This window comes from Amycolatopsis alba DSM 44262 (genome assembly GCF_000384215.1).
In the GTDB taxonomy this organism is placed as follows: domain Bacteria; phylum Actinomycetota; class Actinomycetes; order Mycobacteriales; family Pseudonocardiaceae; genus Amycolatopsis; species Amycolatopsis alba.
On record NZ_KB913032.1, the window covers coordinates 3,475,286 to 3,490,800 of the forward strand.

At 70.3% G+C, this 15,515-nt stretch carries 13 protein-coding genes; 3 read left to right on the forward strand and 10 right to left on the reverse strand.

Annotated features, from left to right (window positions below; translation table 11 throughout):
* Positions 1-65: 65 nt before the first annotated feature.
* Positions 66-2,201, forward strand: coding sequence for a molybdopterin oxidoreductase family protein (locus AMYAL_RS0116445; protein WP_020632398.1), 2,136 nt, complete (start codon positions 66-68; stop codon positions 2,199-2,201).
* On the opposite strand, the gene AMYAL_RS0116450 is transcribed toward AMYAL_RS0116445, so the two are convergent.
* The 5 genes from AMYAL_RS0116450 to AMYAL_RS0116470 all read right to left on the reverse strand — a co-directional run bounded on the left by AMYAL_RS0116450 (position 2,202) and on the right by AMYAL_RS0116470 (position 7,285).
* A complete protein-coding gene (locus AMYAL_RS0116450) occupies positions 2,202-2,855 on the reverse strand; it encodes a TrmH family RNA methyltransferase (protein WP_020632399.1) in 654 nt (217 codons plus the stop codon).
* Between the two features lie 14 nt (positions 2,856-2,869).
* Positions 2,870-3,262, reverse strand: a complete 393-nt coding sequence (locus AMYAL_RS0116455) for a DUF2784 domain-containing protein (RefSeq protein WP_020632400.1) — start codon at positions 3,260-3,262, stop codon at positions 2,870-2,872.
* Between the two features lie 120 nt (positions 3,263-3,382).
* Positions 3,383-3,946, reverse strand: a complete 564-nt coding sequence (gene pyrE, locus AMYAL_RS0116460) for an orotate phosphoribosyltransferase (RefSeq protein WP_020632401.1) — start codon at positions 3,944-3,946, stop codon at positions 3,383-3,385.
* 46 nt (positions 3,947-3,992) lie between these two features.
* Complete coding sequence (locus tag AMYAL_RS0116465) at positions 3,993-6,527, reverse strand: FtsX-like permease family protein (protein WP_020632402.1); 2,535 nt, start codon at positions 6,525-6,527, stop codon at positions 3,993-3,995.
* The gene (locus AMYAL_RS0116470; protein ID WP_020632403.1) at positions 6,527-7,285 is read right to left on the reverse strand and encodes an ABC transporter ATP-binding protein; all 759 of its coding nucleotides are present in this window, start codon (positions 7,283-7,285) and stop codon (positions 6,527-6,529) included. The genes AMYAL_RS0116465 and AMYAL_RS0116470 overlap by 1 nt, the downstream gene beginning before the upstream one ends.
* 103 nt (positions 7,286-7,388) lie before the next feature.
* Between AMYAL_RS0116470 and AMYAL_RS0116475 the strand changes: the two genes are divergently transcribed.
* The gene (locus tag AMYAL_RS0116475; RefSeq protein WP_026467144.1) at positions 7,389-8,069 is read left to right on the forward strand and encodes an MgtC/SapB family protein; all 681 of its coding nucleotides are present in this window, start codon (positions 7,389-7,391) and stop codon (positions 8,067-8,069) included.
* Between the two features lie 126 nt (positions 8,070-8,195).
* On the opposite strand, the gene AMYAL_RS0116480 is transcribed toward AMYAL_RS0116475, so the two are convergent.
* Entirely contained in the window at positions 8,196-8,963 is a 768-nt protein-coding gene (locus tag AMYAL_RS0116480) for an SDR family NAD(P)-dependent oxidoreductase (RefSeq protein ID WP_020632405.1), read from the reverse strand.
* A 108-nt stretch (positions 8,964-9,071) separates the two neighbouring features.
* On the opposite strand from AMYAL_RS0116480, the gene AMYAL_RS0116485 reads away from it, so the two are divergent.
* A complete protein-coding gene (locus AMYAL_RS0116485) occupies positions 9,072-10,196 on the forward strand; it encodes a hypothetical protein (RefSeq protein WP_020632406.1) in 1,125 nt (374 codons plus the stop codon).
* On the opposite strand, the gene AMYAL_RS0116490 is transcribed toward AMYAL_RS0116485, so the two are convergent.
* The 4 genes from AMYAL_RS0116490 to AMYAL_RS0116505 all read right to left on the reverse strand — a co-directional run bounded on the left by AMYAL_RS0116490 (position 10,193) and on the right by AMYAL_RS0116505 (position 15,497).
* Entirely contained in the window at positions 10,193-10,903 is a 711-nt protein-coding gene (locus AMYAL_RS0116490; RefSeq protein WP_020632407.1) for a type III secretion system chaperone family protein, read from the reverse strand. The two genes, AMYAL_RS0116485 and AMYAL_RS0116490, sit on opposite strands and share 4 nt — an antisense overlap.
* A gap of 184 nt (positions 10,904-11,087) precedes the next feature.
* Positions 11,088-13,685 (reverse strand): ATP-dependent chaperone ClpB, encoded by a 2,598-nt coding sequence (clpB, locus tag AMYAL_RS0116495; protein WP_020632408.1) that lies wholly within the window; start codon positions 13,683-13,685, stop codon positions 11,088-11,090.
* A gap of 84 nt (positions 13,686-13,769) precedes the next feature.
* The gene (locus AMYAL_RS0116500) at positions 13,770-14,957 is read right to left on the reverse strand and encodes an MFS transporter (protein ID WP_020632409.1); all 1,188 of its coding nucleotides are present in this window, start codon (positions 14,955-14,957) and stop codon (positions 13,770-13,772) included.
* Positions 14,958-15,032: 75 nt separating this feature from the next.
* Positions 15,033-15,497 (reverse strand): MarR family winged helix-turn-helix transcriptional regulator, encoded by a 465-nt coding sequence (locus AMYAL_RS0116505; RefSeq protein WP_020632410.1) that lies wholly within the window; start codon positions 15,495-15,497, stop codon positions 15,033-15,035.
* Positions 15,498-15,515 lie beyond the last annotated feature (18 nt).

The window sequence follows — 15,515 nt, forward strand, 5'->3', positions numbered from 1 at the left end:
CATCCCTTGCCTGCTGACATACCGCTCAGTATGTTGAGACGATCCCCGATCCCGCGAGGTGCTTCATGACCACGGCGCACGTGACCTGCCCGCTCTGCGAAGCCACCTGCGGACTGGAGGTGACGATCGACGAGAAGAGTCTGGTCACCCGAGTACAGGGCGACCGCGAAGACGTCTTCTCGCAGGGGTACATCTGCCCGAAGGGCGCTTCGCTCGGCGCGCTGCACCATGACCCGGACAGGCTCACCGCGCCGCTGGTCAAACGCGACGGCGAGTTCGTCGAGGTCACCTGGGACGAGGCCTTCGCCGAGATCGACCGGCGCCTGCGGACCGTCATCGACGAGTACGGCAAGGACGCCGTCGGCGTCTACTCCGGCAATCCGACGGTGCACAACGCGGCACTGATCCTCTACAGCCGCGTGTTCTTCAAAGCCTTGGGCACCAAGAACTTCTACACCGCGACGACCGTCGACCAGATGCCGAAGCACTTCTCCTCCGGCTACCTCTTCGGCGACCCGCAGACCGTTCCGGTCGCCGACCTCGACCGCACCGGGCACCTGCTGATCCTGGGCGCGAACCCGGTGGTGTCCAACGGAAGCCTGATGACCGCGGCCGACACCCGCGGCAGGCTGCGCGGAATCCAGAAGCGGGGCGGCAAGATCGTCGTCCTCGATCCGCGCCGCACCCGGACCGCGCAGCTCGCCGACGAGCACCACGCGATCCGGCCCGGTACCGACGCGTTGTTCCTGTTCGCGCTGGTCAACGTCCTGTTCGCGGAGAACCGGGTCCGCCCCGGCGAGCACGTCAACGGTGTCGACGAGGTCCGCGCGCTGGCGGAGCCGTTCACCCCGGAGGCGGTCGCGCCCGCGACCGGGATCGACGCCGCCGAGATCCGCCGTATCGCGCTCGAACTCGCGGACGCCGAACAGGCCGCGGTCTACGGCCGGATGGGAACCACGACGCAGTCGTACGGGACCATCGCGAGCTGGCTGGTCGACGTCGTCAACACGCTCACCGGCAACCTCGATCGCGAGGGCGGCGTGATGTTCCCGCTGCCCGCTCTCTGGCGGCCGAGGCGGTCTTCGCCGTTCACCAGCGGCCGCTGGACGAGCCGGGTGCGCGGGTATCCCGAGGTGCTCGGCGAGCTGCCGGTCGCCACGCTCGCGGACGAGATCGAGACGCCCGGCGAAGGCCAGGTCCGGGCGCTGGTGACCATCAGCGGCAACCCGGCGCTGAGCACGCCCAACTCCGCGCGGCTCACGGAAGCGTTGCGGCAGCTGGACTTCATGGTCTCCCTCGACGTGTACCTCAACGAGACCACCCGGCACGCCGACGTCATCCTGCCCGGACCGTCACCGCTGGAGCGGCCGCATTACGACGTCGCGTTGTACGCGCTCGCCGTGCGCAACGTCGCGAACTGGACGCCGCAGACGCTCGAGACGGACCTGCCTCAGGAGTGGGTCACCCTGCTGCGGCTGGCCGGGATCGCCGCAGGCCAGGGCCCGGACGTCGACGTCGCCGCCTTCGACACGATGGTCGCGGGCGAGACGGCGCGGCGCACCGGCGTCGACCTGTCGCTCGCCGAAGGCCGCACGGGACCGGCGCGGATGATCGACCTGATGCTGCGCGGCGGACCGTACGGGCTGAAACTGGCCGACCTCGAAGCCGCCCCGCACGGCATCGACCTCGGCGCGCTGAAGCCACGACTGCCGGAGGTGCTCACCACCGCGAGCGGCAAGGTCGAACTGGCCCCGGACGCGATCACGAAGGACGTCCCCCGGCTGCGCGCGGAACTGGACAAGGCGCCCGACGGCGGCCTGCTGCTGATCGGGCGACGGCATCTGAGCTCGAACAACTCGTGGATGCACAACCTGACGCCGCTGGTGCGCGGCGGGAACCGGTGCACCGTCCAGGTCCACCCGGACGACGCGTCCCGGCTCGGGCTGACCGACGGCGGGCTCGCGGCGGTGACGTCGCGGGCCGGGAAGCTGGAAGCCCCGGTGGAGGTCACGGCCGACGTCCGGCCCGGCGTGGTGAGCATGCCGCACGGCTGGGGGCACGACCTCGACGGCACCCGCACGAAGGTCGCCACGGCGCATGCCGGGGTCAACTCGAACCTGGTCGCCGACGAGACGCTGCTCGACGTCCCGTCCGGGAACGCCGTGCTGAACGGGATCCCGGTCGAGGTCGCCCCGGTGTAGCTACCAGGCCGTGGCGAGGTCGGCGTGCTGCCGGACCCAGGCGTGCATGACGATCCCGGCGGCGACACCGGCGTTGATCGAGCGGGTCGTGCCGAACTGCGCGATCGAAACCACCAGCGACGCGGTCTTCTGCGCCTCGGCCGACAGACCCGGCCCTTCCTGGCCGAACAGCAGGACACACTCGCGCGGCAGCTCGGCGGTCTCGACGGGCTGCGAGCCAGGAGTGTTGTCGACGGCGACCACGGCGAGGCCTTCCGTGGCGGCGAAGGTCAGCAGGCCGTTGACGTCCTCGTGGTGGAGAAGGTGCTGGTAGCGGTCGGTCACCATGGCGCCGCGCCGGTTCCAGCGCCGCCGTCCGACGATGTGCACGGCGGCCGCGGCGAACGCGTTCGCCGTCCGGACCACGGTGCCGATGTTGTGGTCGTGCTGGAAGTTCTCGATCGCCACGTGGAACGGGTGCCGACGGCCGTCCACATCGGACACGATGGCCTCGCGCCGCCAGTAGCGGTACGGGTCGACGACGTTGCGGCGGTCGCCATTGGCCAGGAGTTCCGGGTCGTAGCGCTCGTCCGCGGGCCACTCGCCCTCCCACGGACCGACGCCGACCTCTTCCCGTGCCACCCATTCGGTGGGGCCGGCCTCTTCCTCAGTCACCGGGTGATTGTCACTCAGCCCATGCTGACGCGGTGCGCCGGTGCGTCCCCGTCCTGGTGGCGGTGGCGCCACCGCTGGTACGCGCCGACGTAGGAGATGATCACCGTCGCCATCGCGATCACGACGACGAACGGCAGCGACGAGCGTGAGAACACCGTGTCGTAGAGGTAGTAGGCGTTGAAGCCGCCGGGCAGGTCGCCGAGGCCCTGCAGGTGCCGGAAGTAGTTCTCGGCGGCCGTCAGCGGGCACGGCCACGGGAAGACGTTGACGAGAACCCCCCATGCGGCGAAGAACACATGCACGAAGATCACCTTCGGCCACCGCCAGGCGAGAAAACCACCGAATCCGATGAACAGCAGCGCGAAAATATGCACCGCGACCGTCACGTTCGCCAGGAAACCTGCCACCTCAAGCCCCCTCTCACACCCCTACCAGCGACGTTACCCCTTTCGTCTTGAGAAACGCTCACGAAAAAAGGGGGCATCCTCCGTTCGCACACGGAGGATGCCCCCTTCGGGACGTTGTAATCAGGACAGACCGAGATCGTCCTTGTTCAGGATGTAACGGTATTCGAGGCCTTCCTTCTCGATGGCCTCGCGCGCTCCGGTGTCCCTGTCGACGACGGTCGCGACACCGACCACGTTCGCTCCGGCCTCGCGAAGCGCCTCGACGGCGGTGAGCACGCTGCCGCCGGTGGTCGAGGTGTCCTCGACGGCCAGCACGCGCTGCCCGAGCACCTCGACACCTTCGATCCGGCGCTGCATGCCGTGCGCCTTGGCCCCCTTGCGGACCACGAACGCGTCAAGCACGACACCGTCGGTCGCCGCGGAGTGCAGCATGGCCAGGGCCACCGGGTCCGCGCCGAGGGTCAGGCCACCGGCGGCGACGTAGCTCCAGTCGTGGGTGAGCTGGCGAAGCAGCTTCCCGATGAGCGGCGCGGCCGCGTGATGCAGCGTCGCCCGCCGGAGGTCGATGTAGTAGTCGGCTTCCTTGCCGGAAGACAACGTCACCTTGCCGTGTACGACGGCGAGCTCGCCGACCAGTCTCGCCAGTTCGAGTTTCGCCGCTTGATCCAAACCGGGGTACGCCACGGCCGAGAGTCTTACACACGGCCCGCCGGGTCCGTCGACGGTAGCTCTAGTCATTGCCGGACGTCGCCGCGTCGACGGCCGGGCCGCGGGTCGCCGCCCAGGCCGGGACCAGGGTCGCCACCAGCGCGAGCGCCGCGGCGAGCCCGATGATCGACAGGTAGATCAGCGGCGAACCCATCGGCAGCAGGGAATCGGCCGCCACCAGGCAGAACGGGACGATCGAGCCCGCCGCGACGACGGTGCCGAGCACGATCCCGATCAGTGCGACGAGGCCGCCTTCGAAACCGGCCATCCGCAGCACCTGTGCCCTGGTCGAACCGGTGAGCCGCTGGAGGCCGAATTCGCGGCGCCGCCGCACGGTCGCCATCACCAGCGTGTTGGCCACCGCGATCACCGTGTAGGCGATGATCATCCCGACCAGCAGGTAGTTCACCCACGCGCCGACGGCCTGGTCCTTGTCATGCGCCGCGATGAGCACGCTCCGGTCGCCGACGGACACCGGCTGCCCGGCCGTCGCCTCGCGAAGCCGTTCGGTGAACGCCGCCGGATCGACGTCCGGCGCGGCGCGGACCAGCATCTGCGGGGCGAGTCCGGCGGTGGTGTGCGGGGCCAGCAGATCGGCCGGGAGCAGCAGGCTCTCGAACCCCCGGCGCTGGCTGGTCACCGCTACGACCTTGACGTCGACCGGGGTGCCGTCACCGAGCCGCAGGCTCACCGTGTCACCGACGCCGCGGTTGTAGTCCTTCGCGTAGACGTCGGGGAGCGCGATGGTCCTGCCGGTCAGCGCCTTCAGGTCGCCCTGGGTCACCTTGGTGTCGATCGTCGCGTTCGCGCCGGAGGCGGTGAGGCCGATCGCCGGGCGTCCGTCGTCGGAGGAGTCGTACGGCGCTTCGAGGAACACGCTGCTGGTGACGTACTCGGAGGCTCCGGCGACACCGGGGACGGCCTGGATCCGCTGGACGAGGTCCGGGGACAGCCCGCCTGCCGCGGAACCGATCACCGCGTCGGCGCGGACGTCCTCGGTGAAGGCCTGGTTCGCCAGCTCCTGCTGGGTGGTCTGCAAGTAGATATTGGCGGTCGCGATCCCGACGGCGAGCATGATCGGGGTGACCGCGCCCGCCGCCCGGACGATCCCGGCACGGGTGTTGAGCACGGCGAGGCGCCCGTCGATGCCGCCGAGCAGGCGCATCGGCCACTGGAGGATCGCGGCCATCACCTTGGCGGCGCCGGGGGTGATCATCGCGACGCCGATCGCCCAGAGGATCACCGCGGGTCCGGCGGTGCTGGCCGCGATCGGACCGGTCATCACCGCGACGGTCACGATGGCCAGCGCGGTACCGCCGCCGAAGCAGAGGGCCGCGACCACGAACCGCGTCGGAGTCAGCCAGCGGCGGGTGACCGCTGCCTCGGCGAGCGCCTCGGTCGGCCGGATCTTCCCGGCCCGGCGGCCCGCCACGAAGGCGGCGATGAATACCGCGAGCATCGCGGCGCCCGCGCCGACGACGGCGGGCAGCCAGCCCTGGTAGAACCGCAGGACCGCGGGGGCGACGCCGTTTTCGACGAGCTGCCCGAAGAGCCATTCGCCGAGGAACGGGCCGAGCACGGCGGCGAGCGCGGTCGCGAGCAGGCCGACGGCCAGCGCCTCGCCGAGCACCATGCGCCGCAGCTGGCGCGGGGTGGTGCCGATCGCCCGCATCAAGGCGAGTTCACGGGAGCGCTGCTGGGTGGACAGGCTCAGCGTGCTCGCGACGACGAACATCGCGACCATCACCGAAAGCCCGCCCGCCACTCCGGCGATGACGATCAGGTTGGTCCCGCTCGTGTCGGCCTCGGGGAACTCCGCGACACCGCGGTCGATGCCGGTCAGGACGTTCGCCCCGGTCGCGACCTCGGCGACCTTCGCCTGCACCGCTTCGACGTCGGCGCCCGGCTTGGTGAAGACACCGATGGCGTCGGCCTTGCCGGGGTATCCGGAGAGCCGGGCGGCGTCGGCGGCGGAGAAGAACACGGCGGCCTGCGTGATCGAACGCGGCGCACCGGCCACACCGGCGACGCGGAACGATTCGGTCTTGCCGTGCGCGGCGACCTCGACGACATCGCCGGGCTTCAAGCCCGACGCGGACTCGACGACGATCTCGCCCGCGGCGGGCGCGGTACCCGTGACCAGTGCGTACGGGGTCAGCGCGGCGGAATCCCAGGCGTGGCCGAGTGCGGGCCGCCCGCCCGTCGCGAGCGGGAAGCTCACTTCGCCGACCACGTCCGAGACGCCGGGGACGGACCTCAGGCGGGAGACCAGTCCGTCGTCGAGCCGGACGCGCTCGGGAAGCCGCGCGTCCTCGAACTTGCGTTTGTCGTCGCCGTCGAGGGTGGCCGGGTCTTCCTTGGGCATTTCGAAGGTCTGGCCGCCGGTGACGACGATCGGGGCGGCGGCCAGGCGCTGCGATTCCGCGTTGCTGCGGATCCCGGTCTCCATCAGGCCACCGCAGGAGGCGACGATCAGCGCGCCGAAGAAGACGGCGATGAAGGTGCCGATGAACCCGCCCTTGCGCAGGCGCAGGGTCCGGAAGGCGAGTCGCAGCATCACGCACCGGCCCTGGCCGGGCTGCCCCAGGCACCCAGGTGGGTCATGCGCTCGGCGACGACGTCGGCGGTCGGCGCGTGCAGTTCGTCCGCGATCCGGCCGTCGGCGAGGAAGATGACCCGGTCGGCGTAGGAGGCGGCCATCGGGTCGTGGGTCACCATGATCACCGTCTGGCCGGTGCTGCGGACCGACTCGCGCAGCAGCGCGAGGACCTCGGCGGCGGTGCGGGTGTCGAGCGCGCCGGTCGGCTCGTCGGCGAAGACCACCGCGGGCCGGGTGACCAGCGCCCGCGCGATCGCGACGCGCTGCGCCTGCCCGCCGGAAAGCTCGCCGGGCAGGTGCTTGCGGCGGCCCCCGAGACCGACGCGGGTCAGCATTTCCTCGACGACACGGCGGTCCGGCTTGGCGCCGGCGAGCTGCTGCGGGAGCGTGACGTTCTGCTCGACGGTCAGCGCCGGGAGCAGGTTGAAGGCCTGGAAGATGAAGCCGATCCGGTCGCGGCGCAGCTTGGTCAGCTTCGTCTCGCTCATCCCGGCCAGCTCCTGCCCGTCGAGCACGACGGACCCCGACGTCGGCCGGTCCAGCCCGGCCGCGCAGTGCAGGAAGGTGCTCTTGCCCGAGCCCGAGGGCCCCATCACCGCGGTGAAACCGCCACGCGGAAAGGTCAGCGTCACCCCGTCCAGGGCGACGACGCCCTTGCCGTATTCCTTGCGGACGCCGTCGAGCCGTACCGCGTCACCGTTCCGCCCACTGTTCATGGGGAAAACCCTAGGAATCGCCGGGAGAAAACACCCTGGGGCGAGCGTGCCTCTCCTTGGTAGGGCGGGCCCTACCCGTCACCGGATCGGATGAGACCGTGAGGTGATGGTCTCCAACGGACAGGGCTGGCTCCAGGTCGGTGAACTGGTGATGGCGTTCGCGCTGTCGGCGGCGATCGGGCTGGAACGGCAGATCAGGGGCAAGAGCGCCGGATTGCGGACCCAGACCATCGTGGGCACGGCGTCCGCGTTGATCCTTTTGGTCAGTAAGTACGGTTTCGGCGACATCCTCGCGACCGCGCAGGTGGTCCTCGACCCGTCCCGGATCGCCGCGCAGATCGTCTCCGGGGTCGGGTTCCTCGGCGCCGGGCTGATCATCACCCGGCAGGGCGCGATCCGGGGGCTCACCACGGCCGCCGCGGTCTGGGAGACCGCGGCCATCGGCATGGCGGCGGGCGCCGGACTGTTCCTGCTGGCCATCGTGGTGACGGCGCTGCATTTCGTGGTGGTCCTCGGTTTCACCTGGCTGACCAAGCACCTGCCCGGTGGCACGGGCACCACCAGGCTTCGAGTGAGCTACGCGGACGGGAAAGGCGTGCTGCGCGATCTGCTGGAGCTCTGCACGAGCCGTCGCTGGTCGGTCACGTCCCTGCGGATCACCGGCGACCGCGACGGTGAGGTGACGGTGACGCTCGACCTCAGCGGACCCGGCCATGCCGACGCCCCCACCGTGCTCGCCGCGACGGACGGGGTGCGGTCGATCGAGACCGCGGACGACGACTAGTGCCGGTGCTCGCCTAGCCCTCCAGAGTGTCGCGAAAGCCACTTTCGGGACGTCTGATGTCCCGAAAGTGGCTTTCGCGACATGCCGACACAGTCGGCGCCAAAGGCCCGGCGTAGGCGCAGCCGCTCAGGTGCGGCCCTTGCCGCCGAAACCGCCGCCGAGTTTGCGCAGCACCGCGCGCGGCAGCAGGCCACCGACCGCGACGAGCGCCTTGTACTGCAGGCTCGGCACCGAGACGACCTTGCCGCGGCGCAGATCCGCGAGCGCCTCGTCCACGACCTGCTCGACGCCGAGCCAGAACGCCTTCGGGCCGGGTTTGTCCAGGCCAGCCCGCTCGTGGAACTCCGTGGTGGTGAAGCCGGGGCAGAGCGCCATCATGCGGACGTTCTTCGGCAGCGAGGCGGCGATGCCTTCGGTGAACGACGTGACCCAGTTCTTGCTGGCCGTGTACGTCGAGCCGCGGCCGCTGAAGAAACCGGCGACCGAGCTGACGTTGATGATCGCGCCCGTGCCGCGTTCGATCATCCCCGGCAGCGCGGCGCGGGTCAGCCGCAGGACCGCGGTGACGTTGACGTCGAGCTGACGCTGCAGCGCGTCCGGCGGGATGGTCCAGAAATCGCCGTTGAGCCCGAAGCCCGCGTTGTTCACCAGGAGATCCACCGGCGCTTCCGCCAGGCGGGCTTCGACCAGCCCACGCCCTTCCACCTCGGACAGATCGGCAGGCAGGACGACGACGTCGACGCCGTGCGCCTCGACCAGTTCCGCGGCGAAGCTCTCCAGCCTGTCGACGTCGCGGGCGACGAGCACGAGGTCGTACGCCTCGCCGGCGAGCCTGCGCGCGAACTGCGCGCCGATGCCCGCCGTGGCGCCGGTGATCAGGGCGGTTTGTGTCATGACGGGAACCTACTCCTCGGTCGGGTTCCGGAAAGGTCCTGCGTGAGGGTCACCCACCGTGGGGATTTGACGTGCATTGGCGAAAGTCGGGAAGTATCGTCCCGCCCCATGGGGAAGCACAGCAGGCGCAAGCCGAGCTACCTGCCCAAAGTCGCGGCCGGCGCGGCCCCGCTGGCGTTGTTGTTCGCCGGTCCGGCCACCGCGCTCGCCGCCCAGACGGACCCGGCGATCCCGCTTCCCCTCGACCACCAGCGCGAAGGCAGCCTCGATCGCGGTGTCGGCTTCAGCAGCGAAGGGGACACATCCGTCCTTCGCGGCTTCTTGACCAGCACCGAGCGGAACGTCTACAGCAAGGACCTGGGCGACGCGAAGGTCGTCGCGGACCTCCGCCGGTCGGTCAGCGAGACCGTCGAGACCCGCGACGGCGTCACGGCCCGCCCGGACAAGGTCGGCGCGCTCGCCGCGACGAAAAGCACCGAGGCCGTCATGCAGGGCCAGCGGGAAACGGTGAAGCTCAATCGCTACGGCAGCGTCGTCGCCGGTCACGAGACCAAACTCGAGAAGACCGGCGCGCGACTGACCGAGGCGGCGCTCGACCCGCGCACCGGCACCTCCACCCTCGCCTCCGAGGACAGCCGCGGCGTCCGCGCGTCCGAGGGGACCTATCACTCCGTCCGCCCGTTGCCAGGCGTCGGGGTGATCAACGAGACCGAGCAGCACACCGGCGGGGAACTCGACCGGGCACTGCGGCTCGACGGCGGGTTCACCGGCGACCTCGGCGGCGCATTGGAGGCCGGCCGGTCTTCCGGGCACGGAGTCGACTTCGGCGACCTCGCCGCTGTCGGGGCGACGTCGGCACAGCACGGCGTCGGCCGGTTCAACGGCGTCCTGCCGATGGACGTCGGTTCGGGTATCGGCTACGGCCAGGAGCACGCCTTCGGCGGCACGATCGGTCCGGGGACCGGGCTGGTGACCACCGCACAGGACGCGGACCTGGGACAGCACGGCGCCGGGCTCACCGGATCCGGCTCGAACAAGATCAGCGGCGATCTCGGCATCGGCGAGGTCGCGTCCGTCCGCGGCACCGCGACGACGTCACTGCGCGGGGTCCTGCCCAGCACCGATCCGGGGCGAGTGACGCAGTCCGGGACGCTCGATCTGACCGTGCTCGGTCAGCCGTCGCACACCGGCTTCACCGCCGGCGCGCTCCCGCTGGAGCTCAAGCAGTCCTAGCCCTGTGGCTCGACGTCCTCAGGCGAATCGGCCTGCCAGTGGCGGCCAGGGGCCGAGGCGTTGTCGTACTCCTCGTCGAACGGGTCCACGATGTCGGCGATCTCGCCGAGGTCGCGCAGCAGCCGCTCGAGCCGCGACGGCCCGGCGTTAGGGGCGACGCTCGCGAGCACCCACTCGTTCTCCAGCCACGCCACGCCGACGTCGCCGCCGAGCGAGTCGGCCGCGTCGACGAGTTCCTGTGTGATGACCTTGCGGGCACCCTCGGAATCGTCCGCGAAGGCGTAGCGCTGGCCGATCGGGCCGAGCATCTCGGGCATGTCCTGGCGCTGGAACGGCACACTGGACAGCCACATCTCCAGCGGCGTCTCGTGCACGCGGTTGCAGCGCACCGCGACCACGACCGCCGGGATCTGCCCCTCGGTCTCGATGTCGAAGATGAAGACGGGACGGCGTCCGTCGGAGGTGAAGGTGGACCCGGCCACGACGTTGACCGCCATCTGCGCGCCGAAGTACCCGATCGCGCCGTTGGACCACTGCCGCGGCAGCCGTTCGTCCTCCTCGACGAACTGCCAGCCGCGCAGCTCGGCCCAGCGCATTCGCTCGCGATTGCGCGAGCCCTCCTTCGCCCGGTCGGCCGCGAGCAGCGCCAGCCCCGCCACCAAGGCGACGGCGGCGATGACGAACCAGATCCACGCCGGAATACCCACGCCGGTCAGGGTATCCCCCTGCCCTCACCGGATGTGATCGCCGGGCGCCGTGTCGCGCGCCCCTTTCGGTGCCGGGCCCTGGAAAGCTCACGAAAGACGCGGTGAAACGTCGACAAATCGCTGTGTCGCCAAGAACTCGTGAGCGGTAAGGACGGTCAGAACCGTCCTTACCGCTCACGAGGCGTCACTCCACCCGAGTGACCGTCAGGGCTTCCGACGCTTCCTGCGACGGGATGTCGACCCGGACCGTGTCGCCGTCCCGGATCTCACCGGCCAGCAGCTGCTTCGCCAGCTTGTCGCCGATCGCCGACTGCACCAGCCGCCGCAGCGGACGCGCGCCGTAGATCGGGTCGAAGCCGTTCAGCGCGAGCCACTCGCGTGCCCCGGCGGTGACGTCCAGCGTCAGGCGGCGCCGCGACAGCCGCGAGGCGAGCCGCTCGATCTGGATGTCCACAATGGACGTCAGCTCGTCGGTGCCGAGCGCGTGGAAGACCACGATGTCGTCCAGCCGGTTCAGGAACTCCGGTTTGAACTGCCGCTGGACCACCGACATCACCGCGTCGTTGCGCTGGCGCTCGTCGAGCGCCGGGTCGGCGATGGCCTGCGAGCCGAGGTTCGAGGTCAGCACCAGGATGGTGTTGCGGAAGTCCACCGTCCGGCCCTGGCCGTCGGTGAGCCGCCCGTCGTCGAGCACCTGCAGGAGCACGTCGAACACGTCCGGGTGCGCCTTCTCGACCTCGTCGAGCAGCACCACCGAGTACGGCCGCCTGCGCACCGACTCGGTCAGCTGCCCGCCCTGGTCGTAGCCGACGTAGCCCGGCGGCGCCCCGACCAGGCGCGCCACCGAATGCTTCTCGGCGTACTCGCTCATGTCGATCCGCAGCATCGCGCGCTCGTCGTCGAACAGGAACTCGGCGAGGGCCTTCGCCAGCTCGGTCTTGCCGACGCCGGTCGGGCCGAGGAACAGGAACGAGCCGGTCGGCCGGTCGGGGTCCGCGACGCCTGCCCTGGTGCGGCGCACCGCGTCCGAGACGACCTGCACGGCCTCCTTCTGCCCGATGACGCGCCTGCCGAGTTCCTCCTCCATCCGGAGCAGCTTGCCCGTCTCGCCCTCCAGCAGCCGTCCGGCCGGGATGCCGGTCCACGCGCTGACCACGTCGGCGACGTCGTCCGCGCTGACCTCTTCCTTGAGCATGACGTTCTGCTGGCTGACCTCGCTGGCTGCCGTCGCGGCCTCGAACTCCTTCTCCAGCGCGGGAATCCGGCCGTAGCGGAGTTCGGCGGCCTTGCCGAGGTCGCCGTCGCGTTCGGCGCGCTCGGACTCGCCTCGCAGCTGTTCGAGCTGCTCCTTGAGGTCGCGGACGCGTTCGATCGAGCCCTTCTCGTTCTGCCAGCGCGCTGTCAACGCCGTCAGCGTCTCCCGCTTCTCGGCCAGCTCCGACCGCAGCACGGCGAGCCGCTCCTTCGAGGCGGCATCGTCCTCTTTGGACAGTGCCATCTCTTCGATCTCCATCCGCCGCACGGCGCGCTCGACCTCGTCGATCTCGACCGGCCGGGAGTCGATCTCCATGCGGAGCTTCGACGCGGCCTCGTCGACCAGGTCGATCGCCTTGTCCGGCAGGAACCGGGCGGTGATGTAGCGGTCGGACAGCGTCGCGGCGGCGACCAGCGCGGCGTCGGTGATGCGCACCCCGTGGTGCACCTCGTACCGCTCCTTGAGCCCGCGCAGGATGCCGATGGTGTCCTCTGTGGACGGTTCGCCGACCAGTACCTGCTGGAAGCGCCGCTCCAGCGCGGCGTCCTTCTCGATGTGCTGGCGGTACTCGTCGAGCGTGGTCGCGCCGACCATCCGCAGCTCACCGCGGGCGAGCATCGGCTTGATCATGTTGCCCGCGTCCATCGCGCCCTCGCCGGTCGCGCCCGCGCCGACGATGGTGTGCAGCTCGTCGATGAAGGTGACGACCTCGCCCGCGGAGTCGGTGATCTCCTTGAGCACGGCCTTCAGCCGCTCTTCGAACTCGCCGCGGAACTTGGCGCCCGCGACCATCGAGCCGAGGTCCAGCGCCACGACGCGCTTGCCCCGCAGCGATTCCGGCACGTCACCGGCGATGATCCGCTGCGCGAGCCCCTCGACGATGGCCGTCTTGCCGACGCCGGGCTCGCCGATCAGCACCGGGTTGTTCTTGGTGCGGCGCGAGAGCACCTGCACCACGCGGCGGATCTCGGTGTCGCGGCCGATCACCGGGTCCAGCTCACCGGCGCGGGCACGTTCGGTCAGGTCGACGCCGTACTTCTCCAGCGCCTTGAACGTGCTCTCCGGATCCGCGCTGGTGATCCGCGCGGAGCCGCGCACCTTGGCGAACGCCTCGCGCAGCGCGTCCGGGGTGGCGCCGTGCCGTTTGAGCAGGTCGGCCACCGGGCCGCCCTCGGTGGCGAGGCCGACGAGGAGGTGTTCCGTCGAGACGTACTCGTCGCCGAGTTCGGTCGCGAGTTTCTGCGCGTGCGTCAGCGCCTTGACCGCGTTCGCGTCGAACTGCGGGCTCGAAACGGTGGCGCCGGTCGCCGACGGCAGCGCCGCGATCAGCGGTTCCAGCTCCTTGTGCACCTGCGCCGGATCGGCCCCGACCGCGGTCAGCAGCGGCGCGGTGAGCCCCTCACCCTGCGCGAGCAGGGCGCCGAGCAGATGCGCGGCCGCCACGTGCGGATTGCCCGCCATCGTGGCCGCCTGCGCCGCCGACGAGATCGCCTGCTGGGTCTTCGTGGTCGGGTTGAAAGCGTCCATCCCTCACCTCGTGCTAGGTCCTGCGAAGTCTTGTCGACAGGTACAACGTCAGGAAAGTTGAGTCTGTTCCGCTCAACCCTGAATTCATCTGCCTCCGGTCGGCGACACGGCCTCCGCGGGCAGGCGCGGGCCCACCCGGCCGAGTCCGACGACGGCCGCGCAGGCGCACGCGGCCACGAGCACCCACGGGATCCAGACTGCCACGGAGAACAGCGCGACGACGGCCGGAGCGATCACCGCGGCGAGCGTGAACGCGTATTGGAAGGCCGCCAGATACCGGCCTCGCGCCTCCGGCGGCGCCGCGGCTTCGGCCAGCGCACCGGACCGCGGGCCGAACGCGAGATCGCCCGCGGCCAGCACGAGGGTCGCGCCGAGCAGGTAGACCGGCTGGAAGACCTTCGGCACGAACACCGCCAGCAGGCACGCCAGGCACCACACCGCGAACAACGCCGAGCCCGCCCGCATCGCGGCGATCCGGGTCAGCTTCCGGGTGAGCCGCAGCCCGACGACACCACCCAGACTGGTGACGACGGTGAGCAGCGCGATGATCGCGCCGGGCAGCCACCGGGGTCCCTGCAAGCCGTTGAAGACGTACACCGGCATCCCGATGAGGAAGAAGTCCATCGTGAGCGCGAAGAGCCCGCTGAACACGATGAGCGCCAGATACGGGCGGTTCCGCCAGACCCGCGCGGGTCCCGAAAGCCGCCTCGGGTGCCGAGGGGTGGGCGTGACCAGCGTCGAGAGGATGGCCGCGGCGACGACGAAGGTGGCGACGTCGACCATCACGGCGACGTACAGGCCATCGCGGCCGACCCACACCAGTAGTCCGGCGGCCGCGAGCCCGCCCAGTCCGAAGCCCGCGGAGCGGACCATCGCGGCTTCGGCGAACGGCCGGTCCTTCGGCCCTTCGCCGGCGACATCGGCGATGAGCGAGAACTGCGAGCTGTAGAACAGCTGTTGCCCGGCCGCGAGCATGACCGACGCACCGACGACACCGGTGAAACCACCGGCCAACAGGAAAGCGCTTGCTCCGGCGGCCTGCAGGACGTGGGCGCAGATCATCACCGTCCGCGGTCCGATCAGGTCGACGAGCCGCCCGGCGAACGCGGGGACGAGCAACCCGGCCAGCGCACCGAGCGTGACCGCCACCCCCGCCTGGGCGAGCGGCAGCCCCACCACACGGATGACGAAGACGAGGCCCAGCGGGAGAAAGAGTCCCGAGCCGAAGTTGTCGATTCCCAACGCGACCAGCAACGCGACCCTGCTCCGCACGACTTCGACGCTACCGGCGTGACAGCGCTACGAAAGGTCCGTTCAGTCAAGACCGGCGGGTAGCAACAAAACCCCTCAGACGGGGCAGGTGCGGCCGCCGAGGACCGCGCGCACATCGGCGTTCATCTCCGCCAGGCGTGTGGTCAGCTCGATGACCTTCTCGTCGTCCCAGTCACCCAGCGCGCGCTCCATGAACGCCAGATAACCGGTCCGCCTGCGCCCCAGTTCCTCGTGTCCCCGCTCGGAGATGCTGATGATCGACGCGCGGCCGTCCTCGGGCGCGGGACGGCGGTCGACCATTCCCGCCGCGGACAGCTGGGAGATTTGACGGCTCACGACCGAAAGGTCCACAAAGCGCCGTTTGGCAAGTTCCGAAGGCCGCGCCTCGCCGTGCTTCGCCAGATCGGACAGCAGCATCGCGGCGGCCGGATGCAGGCCGGGGTCGTCCTGCCAGGCCTGCATGATCCAGGCGTGCTGCAGCTGGGAGGCTGCCTTCAGCTCACGCATCAGCTCGACCCTCGCGTCGTCTGCTGAGCTCATCGATTCCTCCCGGCTACT